Source organism: Allobosea sp. 2KB_26 (genome assembly GCF_052115715.1).
Taxonomy (GTDB): Bacteria; Pseudomonadota; Alphaproteobacteria; order Rhizobiales; family Beijerinckiaceae; genus Allobosea.
Map to the genome: position 1 here is coordinate 1,580,869 of NZ_JBFRHE010000001.1, position 16,480 is coordinate 1,597,348.

The 16,480-nt window shown below is 64.2% G+C and carries 18 protein-coding genes and 1 tRNA gene; 17 read left to right on the forward strand and 2 right to left on the reverse strand.

The features are described from left to right. Positions 1-39 precede the first annotated feature (39 nt). From AB4099_RS07650 to AB4099_RS07725, 16 genes are all read left to right on the forward strand, one after another. Complete coding sequence (locus AB4099_RS07650) at positions 40-1,113, forward strand: glycosyltransferase family 4 protein (RefSeq protein WP_441477575.1); 1,074 nt, start codon at positions 40-42, stop codon at positions 1,111-1,113. Next, the gene (locus AB4099_RS07655; protein WP_113516034.1) at positions 1,110-1,883 is read left to right on the forward strand and encodes a polysaccharide deacetylase family protein; all 774 of its coding nucleotides are present in this window, start codon (positions 1,110-1,112) and stop codon (positions 1,881-1,883) included. The genes AB4099_RS07650 and AB4099_RS07655 overlap by 4 nt, the downstream gene beginning before the upstream one ends. Positions 1,884-1,936: 53 nt before the next feature. Next, on the forward strand, positions 1,937-3,322 hold the full coding sequence (locus AB4099_RS07660) for a glycosyltransferase family protein (RefSeq protein WP_441477576.1): 1,386 nt from the start codon (positions 1,937-1,939) through the stop codon (positions 3,320-3,322). A 148-nt stretch (positions 3,323-3,470) separates the two neighbouring features. Further along, a complete protein-coding gene (locus AB4099_RS07665; RefSeq protein ID WP_113516032.1) occupies positions 3,471-4,706 on the forward strand; it encodes a metal-dependent hydrolase family protein in 1,236 nt (411 codons plus the stop codon). Between the two features lie 184 nt (positions 4,707-4,890). Beyond that, complete coding sequence (locus AB4099_RS07670) at positions 4,891-5,709, forward strand: ABC transporter permease (RefSeq protein WP_441477577.1); 819 nt, start codon at positions 4,891-4,893, stop codon at positions 5,707-5,709. Between the two features lie 3 nt (positions 5,710-5,712). Then, positions 5,713-6,771, forward strand: coding sequence for an ABC transporter ATP-binding protein (locus tag AB4099_RS07675; protein WP_441477578.1), 1,059 nt, complete (start codon positions 5,713-5,715; stop codon positions 6,769-6,771). 95 nt (positions 6,772-6,866) lie between these two features. Continuing rightward, entirely contained in the window at positions 6,867-7,913 is a 1,047-nt protein-coding gene (locus AB4099_RS07680; RefSeq protein ID WP_441477579.1) for an ABC transporter substrate-binding protein, read from the forward strand. 7 nt (positions 7,914-7,920) lie between these two features. Beyond that, entirely contained in the window at positions 7,921-8,793 is an 873-nt protein-coding gene (locus tag AB4099_RS07685) for an ABC transporter permease (RefSeq protein ID WP_441477580.1), read from the forward strand. 88 nt (positions 8,794-8,881) lie between these two features. Next, positions 8,882-9,070: a twin transmembrane helix small protein gene (locus tag AB4099_RS07690; RefSeq protein ID WP_043233987.1), complete on the forward strand. Its 189-nt coding sequence runs from the start codon at positions 8,882-8,884 to the stop codon at positions 9,068-9,070. Positions 9,071-9,244: 174 nt separating this feature from the next. Further along, positions 9,245-9,835: an acyloxyacyl hydrolase gene (locus AB4099_RS07695; protein WP_441477581.1), complete on the forward strand. Its 591-nt coding sequence runs from the start codon at positions 9,245-9,247 to the stop codon at positions 9,833-9,835. A 139-nt stretch (positions 9,836-9,974) separates the two neighbouring features. Then, entirely contained in the window at positions 9,975-10,556 is a 582-nt protein-coding gene (locus AB4099_RS07700; RefSeq protein WP_441477582.1) for a cob(I)yrinic acid a,c-diamide adenosyltransferase, read from the forward strand. Positions 10,557-10,564: 8 nt separating this feature from the next. After that, on the forward strand, positions 10,565-11,260 hold the full coding sequence (locus AB4099_RS07705) for a rhomboid family intramembrane serine protease (RefSeq protein ID WP_441477583.1): 696 nt from the start codon (positions 10,565-10,567) through the stop codon (positions 11,258-11,260). Positions 11,261-11,404: 144 nt separating this feature from the next. Next, a complete protein-coding gene (locus AB4099_RS07710) occupies positions 11,405-12,154 on the forward strand; it encodes an electron transfer flavoprotein subunit beta/FixA family protein (RefSeq protein ID WP_441477584.1) in 750 nt (249 codons plus the stop codon). A 4-nt stretch (positions 12,155-12,158) separates the two neighbouring features. Continuing rightward, the gene (locus tag AB4099_RS07715; RefSeq protein ID WP_441477585.1) at positions 12,159-13,106 is read left to right on the forward strand and encodes an electron transfer flavoprotein subunit alpha/FixB family protein; all 948 of its coding nucleotides are present in this window, start codon (positions 12,159-12,161) and stop codon (positions 13,104-13,106) included. Positions 13,107-13,218: 112 nt separating this feature from the next. After that, complete coding sequence (locus AB4099_RS07720) at positions 13,219-14,103, forward strand: 3-hydroxybutyryl-CoA dehydrogenase (protein WP_113518146.1); 885 nt, start codon at positions 13,219-13,221, stop codon at positions 14,101-14,103. Between the two features lie 208 nt (positions 14,104-14,311). Beyond that, a complete protein-coding gene (locus tag AB4099_RS07725; RefSeq protein WP_113518131.1) occupies positions 14,312-14,869 on the forward strand; it encodes an HNH endonuclease in 558 nt (185 codons plus the stop codon). 15 nt (positions 14,870-14,884) lie between these two features. On the opposite strand, the gene AB4099_RS07730 is transcribed toward AB4099_RS07725, so the two are convergent. Then, complete coding sequence (locus AB4099_RS07730) at positions 14,885-15,409, reverse strand: disulfide bond formation protein B (protein ID WP_113518130.1); 525 nt, start codon at positions 15,407-15,409, stop codon at positions 14,885-14,887. A gap of 13 nt (positions 15,410-15,422) precedes the next feature. Further along, on the reverse strand, positions 15,423-16,004 hold the full coding sequence (locus AB4099_RS07735) for a YqaA family protein (RefSeq protein ID WP_113518129.1): 582 nt from the start codon (positions 16,002-16,004) through the stop codon (positions 15,423-15,425). A gap of 304 nt (positions 16,005-16,308) precedes the next feature. Here AB4099_RS07735 and AB4099_RS07740 point away from each other — a divergent pair. Continuing rightward, a tRNA-Leu gene (locus tag AB4099_RS07740) sits at positions 16,309-16,393 on the forward strand. Positions 16,394-16,480 lie beyond the last annotated feature (87 nt).

The window sequence follows — 16,480 nt, forward strand, 5'->3', positions numbered from 1 at the left end:
AATGCGTATGAGGACGGCAGGATTTCCGGTGACCGGCGCATGGCGCACCAGCTCGTCGAGGCGATGACGCGGCTCGGCCATGCCGTTGTCCCGATCGCGAACGCGCGCTCCTATATGCGCAGCTCGGAGCCCGCGCTCCTGGATCAGCGCCTCGCCGAGGCGGCCGGGCGGCGCGAGGCCTTGCTGACCGCCTGGGAGACCGACGGCAGCCGGCCGGAGCTCTGGTTCACCTATCACAGCTATTACAAGGCCCCCGACATGCTCGGGCCGGAGATCACGAAACGGCTCGACATTCCCTATGTCGTCGCTGAGGCCAGCGATTCCGGCCGGCGCTCCGAGGGGGAATGGGCCCGGCATGTCGCACTCGCCCGGCGCGGCTTCCGCGCCGCCGACCTGCACTTCTGCTTCACCGAGCGTGATCGTGGCGGCGTCGAGTCCCGCTCCACGGACCGCACGCATTTCCTCGGGCTGCCCCCGTTCATCGCCCTGGAGCCCTCCACCCCCCAGCGCCGATCCGATGCCGCAGCCGCGCGGCTGATCACCGTTGCGATGATGCGTCCAGGCGTTAAGCTCGAAAGCTATCAAGCACTTGCCGCCAGCCTCTCCCGCCTGATCGATCGTCCCTGGACCCTCACCATCATTGGCGACGGACCCGTGCGCGATATGGTCGAAGCGGCCTTCGCGACCCTGCCGCGCGAGCGCATCGAATGGCGCGGGGCGCTGGATCGCCCTGCTGTCGGCGCAGCGCTGACGGAACATGACATCTTCGTGTGGCCCGGCATCGGCGAAGCCTATGGCCTGGTCTATCTCGAAGCCCAGGCCGCGGGTCTCCCGGTCGTCGCCTTCGACAGCGGCGGCGTCGCAGCCACCGTCCGGAATGGAGAAACCGCGCTCCTGGTACAGGATGGCGACCTCGCGGCTTTGGCAACGGCGTTGGCGCAGCTCGTCGAGAACAAGGACCGGCGCGAAGATATGGGGCGCGCCGCGCGAAACTTCGTGCTTCGGGAACGGACGCTCGACCGGACGAGCGAGATCATCTCGCACGGTCTCGCATTGGCACAGGCGGCCCGCGCCGCACATCAGGTCGCGCGCGCAGAATCGACGGGGTCATGAGCAACCCGATCTGGGCTCCCCTTCTCGCCGAACTCGACCGCTGGGGCACCGAGGGCCGGCGCCTGCGGCTCTGGCTTCGCGATGACGACGCGATCGCGCCCAGTCCGCAGCTCGACAGGCTGGCAGCCCTTGCCGAGCATTTCGATGCGCCCGTGCTGCTCGCGGTCATCCCCTTCCTGGCGCAACCCGCTCTCTGCGAGCGCTTGCGGAGCGCTCCGCTGCTGCAGCCCTGTCAGCATGGCGCCTGGCACCGCAATCACGCGCCCCAGGGCGAGAAGAAGTCCGAGTTCGGAAGCCACAGGCCACGCGAAATCGTCATCGCGGAGATCGCGGCAGCGCGACGTCGGCTTCTTGATCTCTTCGGCCCAGCCCTGCTGCCTGTCTTCGTCCCCCCGTGGAACCGGATCGAGAGGGATATCGCGTCAGAATTGCCGGAGCTCGGCTTCAGCGGTCTCTCGTGCTTCCGCCATTTCAGCTTCGCGGCGCCCCGCGGGTTTTGCGTCCTCAACACCCAGATCGACATCATTGACTGGCATGGCGGCCGAATCGGTCGACCGGCCCCCGCCATTGCCGAGGAGATCGTCACGGAACTCACACGAAGACGTGAGGCGGAAATAGGGGAAAGCCCACTTGGCCTGTTGCTGCATCACCGCGACCATGACGCAGGGGCCTGGGCCGTTCTCGACGCCTTGCTCGGCTCAATGGTCCATCACCCCGCCGTGGAGTTGGTCGGCCTTCGACAGTTGTTTTCGGGCTTGAACACTGCCTAGAGTGAAGCTGCGACGCCGGGTGAGCGTCCGCCACCTGGCGAAGCCGGACTTGGATGGACGCGCGTGTGGCGCTATATCCGAATCCGAACAGTTCTAGGTGCGTTCGCCCTCGCTCGAGGTCGTTTGGCCGTTTCGCGGAGGGCGAGCCGTCTATGCCGTATAACGTCATCGACATCGGCGGCGGCGGCGACCGCGCCCCGCGTAGCCCTCAGGCCCCGAGGGTGCTGATCTACAGCCACGACACCTTCGGTCTCGGCCATATCCGCCGGTGCCGCGCGATCGCCAATTCCCTGGTCGCCAGCTATTCTCATATATCAGTAATCATCGTCTCGGGCTCGTCGATGATTTCGAGCTTTCAGTTCGGCGACGGCGTCGACTATGTCCGCGTTCCCGGCGTCGAGAAACAGGATGACGGGGGTTATGCCCCACATCATCTCAATCTCGATCTCGGCGACACGCTGCGCCTGCGCGCCGACCTGATCAGACAGACCGTGCTGTCCTTCGATCCGGACGTCGTGATCGTCGACAAGGAGCCTGTAGGCTTGCGCGGCGAGCTGCTGTCGTCACTCGAGATCCTGCGCCGGCGCGGTGCCCGCATCGTGCTCGGGCTGCGCGACGTGCTCGACGAACCCAGCAAGGTCCTTGAGGAATGGCGGCACAGCGGCGCGCTCGATGCGCTGGGTTCGGTCTATGACGACATCTTCGTCTATGGGCTGGAAAGCGTCTATCAGCCGCTCCAGGGACTGCCGGACCAGCATCTCTTCGCCGACAAGATCCGCTATACCGGCTATCTCAAGCGCGCGGTCCCCAGCCCGATGCCGCCGACCCGGCACCCGAAGATCACCAAGGGTCCTTTCATCCTGGTCACCCCCGGCGGCGGCGGGGACGGCATGGGTCTGACCGACTGGGTGATTTCGGCCTATGAATCCGACCCGACGATCGAGCTGCCGGCGCTGATCGTGTTCGGCCCGTTCATGTCGCGCGAGAAGCGCAAGGATTTCGCCGAACGGATCGCTCGCATCCCGAAGCTCGAAAGCCTCGGTTTCGAGCCGCGCCTCGAACTTCTGATGAACCGCGCTCACTGTGTCGTCGCCATGGGCGGCTACAACACGTTTTGCGAGATCCTCTCCTTCGACAAGCCGGCGCTGATCGTGCCGCGTGTCCGGCCACGGCGGGAGCAGAGCATCCGCGCCGAACGCGCCGACAGCCTCAAGCTTGCCACCATGCTGCACGACCCGCTTCAGGATGGTCAGAGCACGCGCGATCCGGCGATCATGGCCGCTGCCCTCCATGCCCTGCCCAAGCGCATGCCGCCGTCTCAGGCCTTCGTGCCGAGCCTGCTCGACGGCCTGCCCGCCATCAACCGCGCACTTGCCGACGATCTCTCGATGCCGATCCGCGGCCGGGCGCTGGCTCAGAACAGCGCGGCGGTCAGCTAAGCCTCGCGCGCGCCGTGCTCCACGGCCGCGAAGAGCCCCCGCAATCGGTTGAGAAAATGGGCTGACAAGGCTGCGGAAACTTCGCAATATATCAGCCACGAAGAAAGACGGTGCCGCACCGGCACCTCTTCATCGGAGATGCTTCTCAATGGCGCAGCTGCTCTTCAAGAATTTCGCCATGCTCGAACCCGACCATGGCGAATTGCGCCGCGGCTACGAATTGCTGGTCGAAGGCGACACGATCCGCGAGGTCTCCGACAAGCACATCAAGACGGCCAAGGCCGATGTGATCGATTGCGGTGGGCATACCCTGATGCCCGGCCTGATCGACAGCCATGTCCATGTCTTCCTCTCGGAAGTCTATATCCGCGCCATGGAAAGCATGCCGCTGACGCTGATGACGGCGCGCTCCGTCAGGTTGATGAAGGGGATGATCGATCGCGGCTTCACCTCGGTGCGCGACACCGGCGGCGCCGATTGGGGCATCAAGGAAGCCGTCGAAAAGGGCGATATCTCGGCTCCGCGCCTGTTCATCGCCGGCCAGGCAATCGGCCCGACGGGCGGCCACAGCGACCCGCGACGGCGCACGGATTTCGGCGCCCGCTGCCATTGCTGCAACGCCATGGCCTATACGATGAACGTCTCCGACGGCGTTTCCGCGGTGAAGAAATCCGTACGCGAGCAGATGCGGCTGGGTGCGGACCACATCAAGATCATGATGTCGGGCGGCGTCGCCTCACCCTATGACCCGCTGGATTCGATGCAGTTCAGCGTCGACGAGGTGAAGGCGGCCGTCGAAGAGGCCAAGGCTTTTGGCCGCTATGTCTGCGCCCATGCCTACACGCCCGAGGCCATCACCCGTGCCGCGCAATGTGGCGTGCGTGCCATCGAGCACGGCAATCTGATCGACGAGGCCTCCGCCAGGCTGATGGCCGAGAACAATATGGTGCTCACTGCCAATCTCGTCGCCTATTATGCGATGAAGGAGCGTGCGGCCGAGTTCGGCATGACCGGGGATATGCTGGCCAAGAACGATCTGGTCATCGACGGCGGCCTGCGTTCGCTCGAAATCTGCAAGCGCGCCGGGGTCCCCGTCGCCTATGGCAGTGATCTGCTCGGTCAACTCCAGGTCGATCAATCCCGCGAATTCCTGCTGCGCAGCGAGGTTCTCTCCCCGATCGAGATCATTCGATCCGCGACGACCGTCGGCGCCCATCTGCTGCGGATGGAAGGCAAGCTTGGCACGCTGCGTGCAGGTGCCTTTGCCGACATCATCCTGGTCGATGGTGACCCGTTGAAGGATCTCGGCCTGTTCCAGAACCAGGGCGCGGCCCTGTCGGCGATCATGAAGGGCGGGGTCTTCCACAAGAACCGCCTGCAGTGAGAATCAGGCGGGGACAATGGGTCGACAAAAACCGGCTTGATTGTTTGTAAGTTGAACCGCAGCCTGCAGTCGAAGCGGATCGAAGGGCGGAGGGCATGGCAGTGACGAGCCGGCAGCGATCGCAGAGCGACCACCACACAGCATGCCCGTCGCGGCTGGCCGATGGCCGGGCTGGATTCGCCGCTTGAGCACCGCGCAGCGCCCAAGCTTCGGCCGAATCGCGCTGAACGGCGCAGCCGGCCTGTCATTGGGTTTCATCCTGCTGCCGCTGGTCTTCGTGATCTGGCTCGCCTTCTTCCGACAGGAAATTCCGTCCTTCCCGCCCGAAGGCTACTCCCTGAAATGGTTTGCGGCCGTTCCCGGCCAGAAGGCCTTTGTCGACGGCTTCATTCTCAGCCTGCAGGTCGGCGTGCTAGCGACCTTGATCGGACTGGCGCTCGGGGTGCCGGCGAGCCTGGCACTGGTTCGCCACCGCATCCCTCTCGGCCCGCTGGTGAATACCCTGTTGCTGCTGCCGCTGGTGATGCCCGGCATCGTGCTCGGCACTGCGCTCTATGTCTTCCAGATCGAAACCGAGATCGCGACCGGCTGGCCGGTTCTAGGCTCGGCTGGCGGCCTCATCGCGGCCCATACGCTCGTGGTCGTGCCCTGGGTCGTGAGGCTGGTCACGGCAAGCCTTGCCGGCTTCGACCGCACCATCGAGGAAGCTGCTCAGAATCTGGGCGCCGGTCCCTGGAAGACCTTCTGGCGCGTTACCTTGCCAAGCATCCGGCCGGGTATCGTGGCAGCCGGCCTGTTTGGCTTCGTCACCTCTTTCGGCAATCTCGAAATGAGCCTGTTCCTCGTCGGACCGGGCCGCACCACCCTTCCGATCGCGATCCTGCAATATCTCGAATGGAAGATCGATCCGACGGTTGCTGCCGCCTCCGTCATCCAGATCGTTTTGATCGGCACCGCGATGATCATCACCGACCGTTACGTCAAGCTGAGCCGGGTGGTCTGACCCATGGCGCGGCTCTCGCTCACCCATCTCCAGAAGGTCTATGGCGACTTCAACGCCGTCGACGACGTCACCATCGACATCTCCGATGGCGAGTTCCTCGTCCTGCTCGGTCCGTCCGGCTGCGGCAAGACCACAACCCTGCGCATGGTCGCCGGTTTCGTACCGCCGAGCGCCGGCAAGATCACCATCGGTGAGCGCGATGTCACCGTGCTGCCGCCCTGGAAGCGCAATTGCGGCCTGGTCTTCCAGAGCTATGCATTGTTCCCACATCTGACCGTCGCCGAGAACGTCGCTTTCAGCCTCGAGATGCGCAAGGTGCCTCACGCCGAGCGCGCGCCGCGCGTGGCCGAGGCGCTCCGTCTCGTGCAGCTCTCAGGCTTCGACGAGCGTTACCCGCGCCAGCTCTCGGGTGGCCAGCAGCAGCGCGTGGCACTCGCCCGCGCGCTTGCCATGCAACCCGACGTGCTGCTGCTCGACGAGCCCCTCTCCAATCTCGACGCGAAACTCCGGCAGGAGGTCCGGGTCGAGATCCGCGACCTGCAGCGCAAGCTCGGCCTCACCACGATCATGGTCACTCACGACCAGGAGGAAGCGCTCACCATGGCTGACCGGCTGGTGGTGATGGAGAAGGGCAAGGTCCGGCAGATCGGCAATCAACGCGAACTCTACGAGAGGCCAGCGGACCGCTTCGTGGCGGGCTTCATTGGCCGTAGTGCCTTCCTCGACGGGGAAACCACCACGCCTGGCCGCTTCCGCAGCCGTGGCGGCCTGGACATCAACGTCGGCGCGGCGGCCGGCACGGGAGCGGCGACGCTCGCGCTTCGGCCAGAGCGCATCTCGGTGGCAGCCGAAGCCGGAACCTGCGTCAATCGCTTCGAGGCCCGTGTCGAGCATGTCTCCTATCTCGGCGCGCTGCTCGATATCGACGTCCGGCTCTCCGAGCACGACCGGATGCTGCTGCAGCTCCCGAACCGCCAGGGCGGCATCGAGCCGAAGCCGGGCGATACCATCACGATAGGCTGGGCCGAAGACGCCGGGCTCGTCTATCCGCGCGAGCCGTAAGGCCATGATCAGGAAAGGCGCATTGCGGCTCTCCGTCCGAACATGGCTCGATCACGGTCTCTAGTTCGACAGGCGTCCAACAGGGGAGAACTCACATGAACGCGATCAACAGACGCCATGTCCTGCAAGGTCTTGCTGTGGGAGCGAGCGCCGCGGCGCTGGGAGGCACGGCCTTGGCCCAGTCAGGCGGCAAGGTCGTGGTCGGCACCTGGGGCGGCGACTATGCCCGCCTCCTCACCAAGAATATCGAGGATCCGATCCTCAAGCCCAAGGGCATCGAGGTCCTGCAGGATCAGGCCGGCGACGCCCCGCGCCGCGCCAAGATGGTCGCCGAGCGTCGCCTGCCGCGCGGCACGGTCGACATCCACGGGCTTTCGGCTGCCAATATGTACGAGATGAACGAGGCAGGCGTCGTGGAGCAACTCGACTTCTCCAAGATCCCGAACGCCAAGAACCTGCTGCCGACGATGAAGTATCCCTATGGCATCGGGCACATCTATTCCGGCAACGTCGTCATCTACAATCCCAAGCTGATCAGCCCGGCGCCGGCCGGATTCAAGGATTGGCTCGACCCCAAATGGGGCAACAAGATCGGCTTCATCGACATCCAGTATCAGTCGATCATGGTCGCCGCCTCGATGGCCGCAACGAACGGCGCCAGCATGAACGACCTCGACAAGGCCAAAGAGGTGCTGCTCGCGGTCAAGAAGGCAGGCGCGCGCGTCTACCCGACCAACGAGGCCTTCGCCCAGGCGATGAAAAACGAGGAGATCGGCATCAGCGCGATCTGGAAGGCGCGCGTCGTCCAATGGCAGGATGCCGGCATCCCCTGCGAGGCGGTCTCCCCGGTTGAAGGCATCCCGGCCTATGTCTCCGGGTTCGTGATCCCGAAGAATGCTCCGAACAAGGAGAATGCCTACGCCTACATGAACGCCATGCTCGAGAAGGCGCCTCAGGAGGCCTTCGCGGTCGACATGGGCTATAACGGCACCGTCACCGGCCTCAACGTTGCGCCCGCTCTGCAGAAGCGTATCGGCTTCACGCCCGAGGAGGAAAAGCGTCTCAAAGATCTCGACTACGGCTTCCTCGCCAAGAACGATTCGGCGATGAAGGAGTGGTGGGACAAGGTCTTCAAGGCGTGATGCGGCCATGAGCACGACTGCCCCAGAAGCTGTTGCGGGCGGCCGCACCGGACTGGCCGGGGCGCTCGTCGTGCCCGCGACCATCTTCGTCGCGATCGGGCTGGTCGGCCCGGTCGCGATCCTGTTCCGCTATTCGCTGAACCAGTTCATTCCCGGCCAGTTCATGGTCGACGGACTGACCATCGAGAACTACGTCAAGTTCTTCACCGACACCTATTATCTCAACGTGCTCATGCGCACCGTGCGCGTCGCGGTGATCTGCACCATCGCCTGCCTGATCATGGGCTTCCCCCTGGCCTATGTTCTGGCTCGCACGGAAAGCCGCTTCAAGAACCTGCTGATCATGGCCGTGGTGCTGCCCCTTTTCGTCGGCAACGCCGTTCGTGCCGCCGGCTGGATGACCGCTTTCGGCAACAGGGGCGCGCTCAACGCTTCCTTGATGGGGCTCGGCCTGATCAATCAGCCGATCGAGATCATGTTCACCGAAACGGCCGTGATCATCGGCATCGTTGCGGTCAACCTGCCCTTCATGGTGCTGACGCTGCAGAGCGTGATCGAGGGTATCAACCGCAATGTCGAGGAGGCGGCGTTCAGCCTGGGCGCCGGTCCGGTCACGATGTTCCGCCGCGTCCTCTGGCCCTTGGCACTCCCCGGGATTCTCGCCGGCACGATCCTGACCTTCATCCTGGCGATGAATGCCTATGCGACCCCCGTCCTGCTCGGGGGCCCGAAATTCCAGACGATGGGGCCACTCGTCTATGGTCAGTTCGCGCAACAGAACAACTGGCCCTTCGGCGGCGCGATTTCCTTCATTCTGATGACGGCGACACTCCTGTTGACTGTCGCAGCCCATCTCATCGTACAGCGGCGTTATCGCTGACGCCGCCGCCGGCCGAGGCGGCATGTTGTCGCCGGTCTCAGTGGCGCTTTCACTGGCCAAGCGCGCGGCGGCCCTCTAAATCTCGCGCATGACCATTTCCGGATCGCTCGTCCCCATCGCAGTCGGCGCCGTCGCCCTGGTGCTGTTGCTGGGCCTCGCCAACATGCTGCGCGGCGGTAGCGCGAACACGTCGCAGAACCTCATGCGACTGCGCGTGGTGCTGCAATTCGTCGCGATCCTCGTGATCATCGGCGTGCTCTGGTGGCGCGGGGGCTAGGCCCTCCTCACTTTTCAGCGGGTGCGCCAGCTCTGACTGACGGTGCGTAAGCTGTTGATAAATCAGATATTCTGAATAGCTCGCCAGGCGGCTTAGCCGCGCTTGCCGCATTCTGGACACGAGTCTATGCGTTTCACTAACGTCCGTTCAAACGATAAAAAGAACCTGTAGCCCATGCCGCGCGTCGCGTTGCTGATCCTTGCCGGCTTCCTGGCTGCCTCGCCTGCCCTGTCGCAGTCGCAGGCTTTGCCTTCCGGAGTTTCCAGCTACGCCCCCGCAACCGAAACGCCCATTCCGTCCTGGGAAGCGCGCCTCGGCATTGCTCCCGCGAATCCGGGCGGACGCGAAAGCGGATTGCTGAACTTCAACGGCGAGGTAGTGACCCCGCGCGTCATCCCGCTGAACGACCGCATCGCCTCGGCCTTCGTGCCGCGCTTCCATCTTGGCTCCAGCATCAATTTCAACGGCACGCGCTATGCTTATGCCGGCGCGACCTGGACCGTCGATCTCTCGAAGAATGTCTTCGTCGAAGCCAGCTTCGGCGCCGCCGTCAATGACGGCAAGACCGGCGCTGTCGTCCCGGAGAACCGGCTCGTCGTCGGCTGCGACACCGGCACGCGCGGCGCTGCGGCACTCGGCGTTCGCCTCAGCGATCGCTGGAGCCTGATTGCGACACTCGAGCAATTCGGCACGACCGGCTGCTCCGACAAGGACAAGCCCCGCGGCCCCGCCAATTTCGGCGCCAAGCTCGGCTACACCTTCTGATCTTTCGCCAGAGCATCGGCCCGAAAAGTGGTTTGCGGCTTTCGGGAAAGCCGATGCAAACACAGAAGAGTATATCGGCAAGGCGCAGGCTGCGGCCCTCCAAGCCTTCCGTTGCCGACGCGACGCGCTATAACGCGTCATGGTCAAGCTGAATCGCATCTATACGCGCACCGGGGATAATGGCACGACCGGGCTCGCGACCGGCCCGCGCCGGCCGAAATATGACCTGCGCGTCGCAGCCTATGGCACCGTCGACGAGACCAATGCCTGCATCGGTCTGGCACGGCTGCATGCCGCAACCGAGGAGGGCGAGGTCGATGCCATGCTCGGCCGGATCGCCAACGACCTCTTCGATCTGGGAGCCGATCTCTCGACGCCCGACACCGGAGAGCCGCTCGCGTATGAACCGCTGCGCATCGTCCAGGCTCAGGTCGACCGCCTCGAAGCGGAAATCGATCAGCTGAACGCAGCACTTGCACCGCTACGCTCCTTCGTCCTGCCCGGTGGAACACCGGCAGCCGCCCATCTTCACCTCGCCCGCACGGTCAGCCGGAGGGCCGAACGCCTGATGGTAGAACTGGCTCAGACCGGGGGCGAGCGTGTCTCCGCGCCGGCGCTGAAATACATCAACCGGCTTTCGGACTTCCTCTTCGTTGCCTCCCGTTTCCTCAATGCCAGGGCCGGGGGCGATGTGCTCTGGGTTCCCGGGCAAAACCGCTAGAGCCGGACATGTTCGTACCGCTGCATGATGGCGTTCCGCTGCGCTTCATGCGCGCGCCCTATGTGACCTACGCCCTGATCTCTGCCTGCATCGGTATCCATCTCGCGATCTGGATCCTGCATGAACCACCGGGCGAGATCGCCGTCATGGCCGGCTTCGGCCTGATCCCCTCCGTGTTCTTCGGCACCGCGCAACTGCCCATCGAGATCTTGCAGGCTCCGGCCTGGCTCACCCTGTTCAGCAATGTGCTGCTGCATGCGAGCTTCGCCCATCTCGTCGGCAACATGCTGTTCCTCTGGGTCTTCGGCGATAATGTCGAGGACGCGATGGGCCATTTCCGCTTTTTGGCCTTCTTCTTTCTTTGCGGCCTGGCCGGATCGCTGGCGCATGCCGTCATGAATCCTGAGTCGGAGCAGCCGCTGATCGGCGCATCCGGAGCGATCTCGGGCGTCATCGCCTCCTATCTGATGCTCTATCCGCAGGTGCGGATCTGGGGACTCGCCTTCAAATGGATTCCCCTGCACATCCCGGCGATGTATGCGCTCGGTGCCTGGATCCTGTTCCAGTTCATGTCAGCCTTCGTCGACCCGCAGGGCAATGTCGGCTGGTGGGCGCATCTGGGCGGGCTTGCCACCGGCGCGGCGCTGACCCCGATCTTCATCCATCGCGGCGTTGGGCTGTTCGGGCGCGCCGCAAGAGGGTGACGCCCGCGACTTTCGCGGCGTTGACAAGCCTAAACAGCCATCGCTACGGTCCCCCGGCATTCCAGCCGAGAGCCACGATGCCGTCATCCTGCCGCGTCGCGCGGCGCGGCCTCGATCGTATCTCTCCCGAACGGTGAAGCGACGATGAAGATCCTTGTGCCCGTAAAGCGGGTTGTCGACTACAATGTGAAGATCCGCGTGAAGGCGGACGGCTCGGGCGTCGAGCTCGCCAACGTCAAGATGTCGATGAATCCGTTCGACGAGATCGCCGTCGAGGAAGCGTTGCGCCTGAAGGAGGCCGGCAAGGCGACCGAGGTTATCGTCGTCTCGATCGGCCCGGCGCAGGCCGCGGAAACCATTCGCACGGGTCTAGCCATGGGCGCCGATCGCGGCATTCTGGTGAAGGCCGAGGGCACGGTCGAGCCGCTCGCCGTCGCCAAGCTCCTGAAGAAGATCGTCGAGCAGGAGAGCCCTCAGCTCGTCATTCTCGGCAAGCAGGCGATCGACGACGACTGCAACCAGACCGGCCAGATGCTGGCCGCCCTGCTCGGCTGGCCGCAGGGCACCTTCGCGTCCAAGGTGGTGGTCGGCGATGGCTCAGTCGATGTCACCCGCGAGGTTGACGGCGGCCTGCAGACCGTCGGCCTGAAGCTGCCGGCGATCGTCACCACCGATCTGCGCCTGAACGAGCCGCGCTACGCCTCGCTGCCCAACATCATGAAGGCCAAGAAAAAGCCGCTTGATGAGACCACCGCCGAAGCGCTCGGCGTCGACATCGCCCCGCGCCTCAAGGTCCTGAAGACCGCCGAACCGCCGAGCCGTTCGGCCGGCGTCAAGGTCGGCTCGGTCGCCGAGCTGGTTTCCAAGCTGAAGAACGAAGCAGGAGTTCTCTAAAATCATGACGACGCTGCTTCTCGCCAAGCACGACAACAAGAGCCTCAACGAGGCCACCCGCAAGGCCCTGACCGCCGCCAAGGCGCTCGGCGCGCCGGTGCATGTCCTGGTCGCCGGCACGGGCTGCAAGGCGGTTGCCGAGGCCGCCGCCAAACTCGACGGCGTCGAGAAGGTGCTGCTGGCCGACGATGCTGCTTACGAGCATCGGCTTGCCGAACCGCTCTCCGCCCTCATCGTCTCGTTGGCCGGCCCCTATGACGCGATCGTCGCGCCCGGCACCACCACCGGCAAGAACGTGATGCCGCGCGTCGCTGCCCTGCTCGACGTGATGCAGATCTCGGAAATCATCAAGGTCGTCTCGCCCGACACCTTCGAGCGTCCGATCTATGCCGGCAACGCGATCCAGACCGTGCAGAGCGGCGAGGCCAAGAAGGTCCTTACCGTGCGCGGCGCGTCCTTCGCGGCGACCGGCGACGGCAGCGCGACTGCGCCGATCGAAGCGGTTGCCGCCGCCGAGAATGCCGGCACTTCGAGCTTCAAGGGCGAGGAAGTCGCCAAGTCCGATCGTCCGGAGCTCGCTTCGGCCAAGATCATCATCTCGGGTGGCCGCGCGCTCGCCTCGGCCGAGAATTTCGGCAAGGTGATCGAACCCGTCGCCGACAAGCTCGGAGCCGCCATGGGCGCCTCGCGCGCCGCGGTGGATGCCGGCTATGCCCCGAACGACTGGCAGGTCGGCCAGACCGGCAAGGTCGTGGCGCCGGACCTCTATATCGCCGTCGGCATCTCGGGCGCGATCCAGCATCTCGCCGGCATGAAGGATTCGAAGGTCATCGTCGCCATCAATAAGGACGAGGAAGCGCCGATCTTCCAGATCGCCGATTATGGCCTCGTCGGCGACCTCTTCACCATCATGCCCGAGCTTGAGGCCGAGCTCGCCAAGATCGGGCGCTGACCGGATCGGCCGCTGACGCGAGCGGCACGAATGTGATATCCGGGCCGCTTGCTCTGCGGCGGCCCGCGTCGCTTTCACGATGAAGGCGATCAGACGAAAGATGGATCAGGACATGTCGGACCAGGCGATCAAGACGATCGGCATCATTGGCGCGGGGCAGATGGGCAACGGCATCGCACATGTCGCGGCCGTCGCTGGCTTCGACATCCGGCTGCACGACCTCGCCGAAGACCGTATCAAGGCCGCACTGGCGACGATAGACGGCAATATGGCGCGTCAGGTCGCCAAGGGCGCGATGGATGACTCGCTGCGGCGCGACGCCATGGCCAAGATCGTCGCGACGCCGACCCTGGAAGGGCTTGGCGACTGCGATCTGATCATCGAGGCCGCGACCGAAAGCGAGGAGGTCAAGCGCAAGATCTTCACCGCCGTCTGCCCGCATATCAAGCCGGAGACGATGCTCGCCTCCAACACCTCGTCGATCTCGATCACCCGGCTTGCCGCGGCGACCGACCGGCCGGAGCGCTTCATCGGCATCCATTTTATGAATCCCGTGCCGCTGATGCAGCTCGTCGAGCTGATTCGCGGCATCGCCACCGACGACCATACCTTCGAGGCGGCCCGCAGCTTCATCAGCAAGCTGCACAAGACAGTGACAGTCTCGGAGGATTTCCCGGCCTTCATCGTCAACCGCATCCTGCTGCCGATGATCAACGAGGCGGTCTATACGCTCTATGAGGGCGTCGGCTCGGTCGAGGCGATCGACACCGCGATGAAGCTCGGCGCCAATCATCCGATGGGCCCGCTTCAGCTTGCCGACTTTATCGGCCTCGATACCTGCCTTTCCGTGATGCAGGTGCTCCATGATGGCCTGGCGGATTCGAAATATCGCCCCTGCCCGCTGCTGGTAAAATATGTCGAGGCCGGCTGGCTGGGCCGCAAGACCAAGCGCGGTTTCTACGATTATCGTGGGGAAAAGCCGGTCCCGACCCGCTGACCGGTATTCCAACCCGGTATTAGGCCGGGTATCGCCCCAGAATTCGGAATGGATGGTGTCGGCCGGCTCGAGGCCGGCCACCATGACGCATATCAACTTCGCACTGCGGCATCTTCACATTCCTGTCGTCTCGCGCGTACATTGAGCTGCAAGCAGGATTCGTCCTGCTTCGATCAGCGGAGGTGCGACGGGTTTGACGGCGCATGTGATGCATCCGATGGCCTCTCCGGATGGCTGTCCGGCTCTGGTGCTCAATGCCGATTTTCGGCCGCTGAGCTATTACCCTCTCTCGCTCTGGAGCTGGCAGGACGCCATCAAGGCAGTCTTCATGGACCGGGTGAACATCGTCTCGGAATACGACACGATCGTGCACAGTCCGAGCTTCAACATGAAGCTCCCCTCGGTGGTCTCGCTGAAGACCTATATCAAGCCCTCCCGCACGCCCGCCTTCACCCGCTTCAACGTCTTCCTCCGCGACCGCTTCTCCTGCCAGTACTGCGGTACGCGCGACGAACTGACCTTCGACCATGTCGTGCCGCGCTCGAGAGGCGGACTGACGACCTGGGACAATGTCGTCGCGGCCTGCTCGCCCTGTAATCTGCGCAAGGGCGACAAGATGCCAACCGTCGTCGGCATGTTGCCGCTGCAGAAGCCCTTCGCACCGTCGGTCAACGACCTGCACCGCAACGGCAAGCTCTTCCCGCCGAACTATCTGCACGAGAGCTGGCTCGACTATCTCTACTGGGACTCCGAACTCGAACCCTGAGAGGGTTGGCGTGGATTATCCGGCTTGCTTCGAGGCCTTGATCAGGCCGAGCAGGGCCAGGGCGGCAAGCCCCAGCGAAGCCAGCGCATTCCAGCCTGCCAGCGACAATCCGAGGAAGCGCCACGCTGCTTCGCCGCAGGACACCACACGCGTGGTCTGAAGCTGCTTCATGAAATCCTGGACGCCTGCGGCAGCCGCGGGGGCACCGCCGCCGCAATCATTCGGGCCGAGGAACCAGCCCCATTCCACGCCGGAATGATAGGCGCCGAGCCCGGTGCTCCAGAGCATCAGCACGGCGAAGCCCGCAAGCACTGTCAATTGCAGGGCACGCGAGCGAGCGACCACCAGCGCCACCGCGGCAAGCGCCATGGCGGCGTAATGTGGAATGCGCTGCTCGAGGCAGAGCTTGCAGGGCACGAGATGCCAGACGAGTTGCGACCACCATGCTCCGGCGATCAGGGCCGTCGAGCCGAGACCGAGGAGCAGGATCAACCGCATCGGGCGCATCAGGGTATCGAGCCGGGAATCGCTGCCAGGCATTGGATCGTACCACTCAGAACAGGTGCTTGAAGGCGAAGAAGCCGCCCACGATTCCGACGACCAGGACGATCATCGCCGTGGTGAAATGCTCGTCGAGAATCCGCCGGATCGGCCCCCCGAATCGATTGAGCAACCCGGCCAGAAGATAGAACCGTGCGCCGCGCGTGATGATCGAGAGTACGACAAACCAGAGCAGATCGTATCCGGCAAAGCCCGAGGTGATCGTCACCAGCTTGTAGGGGATCGGCGTCAGTCCCTTCAGCAGGATGATCCAGGCACCATACTGCGCATAGGCTGCCCGAAAAGCCTCGACCCCATCGCCATGGCCGTAGAGCCTGATGATCCACTGACCGAGCGAATCATAGAGCAGCGCGCCGATAGCGTAGCCGAGCAGACCTCCGAGCACCGAGGTCACCGTACAGATCCCGGCATAGAACCAGGCCTTCTGGGGCCTGGCGAGCGCCATCGGCACCAGCATCACGTCGGGCGGAATCGGGAAGAAGGAACTTTCCGCGAAAGAGACCACACCCAGCGCATAGGGTGCGCGCGGGCTGGCCGCGAGCGCCATGGTCCATTCATAGAGGCGTCGAAACATGCTCATGCACCGGTGCGCGCCGCCCGATGAGGGCCGACATGCGGCTGTTCAGTCCTCAGGAGCGGGCAATAGCCGTTCCGCGCGCCTGAGCGCGCAAGGGCCATCTTCCGGCGAGCGCCGCCGGCCCACCGGGCTGGCCTCGCTATCGAGGCTGTCTAGCCTCGATAGCGTCAGGCTGTCCATCATTCACAGCTCTGCACAATGCCTGCTCACGATCCGTTGACCGCGCGCGCGCCATCGCTATAGTCCGCCGGCCCATTGAGGGCATGTACCGCGGTCGAAAGACCGGCGGCTTCATGCTTGGGCCCCTGTGGCGGAATTGGTAGACGCGCTCGACTCAAAATCGAGTTCCGCAAGGAGTGCTGGTTCGATCCCGGCCAGGGGCACCATTCCTAATTTGCGAATCGTTTTGGCCTGGGCCGCCCGTTCACGGCGGCCTCACGGTTGTCGTTCGATCCAATGATGCGGATTCGATC

Excerpts from the sequence above, each read along its gene's own strand:
- AB4099_RS07650 (WP_441477575.1), top strand. The coding sequence starts at position 40 with ATGGCGCACCAGCTCGTCGAGGCGATGACGCGGCTCGGCCATGCCGTT.
- AB4099_RS07655 (WP_113516034.1), top strand. The coding sequence starts at position 1,110 with ATGAGCAACCCGATCTGGGCTCCCCTTCTCGCCGAACTCGACCGCTGG.
- AB4099_RS07660 (WP_441477576.1), top strand. The coding sequence starts at position 1,937 with ATGGACGCGCGTGTGGCGCTATATCCGAATCCGAACAGTTCTAGGTGC.
- AB4099_RS07665 (WP_113516032.1), top strand. The coding sequence starts at position 3,471 with ATGGCGCAGCTGCTCTTCAAGAATTTCGCCATGCTCGAACCCGACCAT.
- AB4099_RS07675 (WP_441477578.1), top strand. The coding sequence starts at position 5,713 with ATGGCGCGGCTCTCGCTCACCCATCTCCAGAAGGTCTATGGCGACTTC.
- AB4099_RS07680 (WP_441477579.1), top strand. The coding sequence starts at position 6,867 with ATGAACGCGATCAACAGACGCCATGTCCTGCAAGGTCTTGCTGTGGGA.
- AB4099_RS07685 (WP_441477580.1), top strand. The coding sequence starts at position 7,921 with ATGAGCACGACTGCCCCAGAAGCTGTTGCGGGCGGCCGCACCGGACTG.
- AB4099_RS07690 (WP_043233987.1), top strand. The coding sequence starts at position 8,882 with ATGACCATTTCCGGATCGCTCGTCCCCATCGCAGTCGGCGCCGTCGCC.
- AB4099_RS07695 (WP_441477581.1), top strand. The coding sequence starts at position 9,245 with ATGCCGCGCGTCGCGTTGCTGATCCTTGCCGGCTTCCTGGCTGCCTCG.
- AB4099_RS07700 (WP_441477582.1), top strand. The coding sequence starts at position 9,975 with ATGGTCAAGCTGAATCGCATCTATACGCGCACCGGGGATAATGGCACG.
- AB4099_RS07705 (WP_441477583.1), top strand. The coding sequence starts at position 10,565 with ATGTTCGTACCGCTGCATGATGGCGTTCCGCTGCGCTTCATGCGCGCG.
- AB4099_RS07710 (WP_441477584.1), top strand. The coding sequence starts at position 11,405 with ATGAAGATCCTTGTGCCCGTAAAGCGGGTTGTCGACTACAATGTGAAG.
- AB4099_RS07715 (WP_441477585.1), top strand. The coding sequence starts at position 12,159 with ATGACGACGCTGCTTCTCGCCAAGCACGACAACAAGAGCCTCAACGAG.
- AB4099_RS07720 (WP_113518146.1), top strand. The coding sequence starts at position 13,219 with ATGTCGGACCAGGCGATCAAGACGATCGGCATCATTGGCGCGGGGCAG.
- AB4099_RS07725 (WP_113518131.1), top strand. The coding sequence starts at position 14,312 with ATGCATCCGATGGCCTCTCCGGATGGCTGTCCGGCTCTGGTGCTCAAT.
- AB4099_RS07730 (WP_113518130.1), bottom strand. The coding sequence starts at position 15,409 with ATGCCTGGCAGCGATTCCCGGCTCGATACCCTGATGCGCCCGATGCGG.
- AB4099_RS07735 (WP_113518129.1), bottom strand. The coding sequence starts at position 16,004 with ATGTTTCGACGCCTCTATGAATGGACCATGGCGCTCGCGGCCAGCCCG.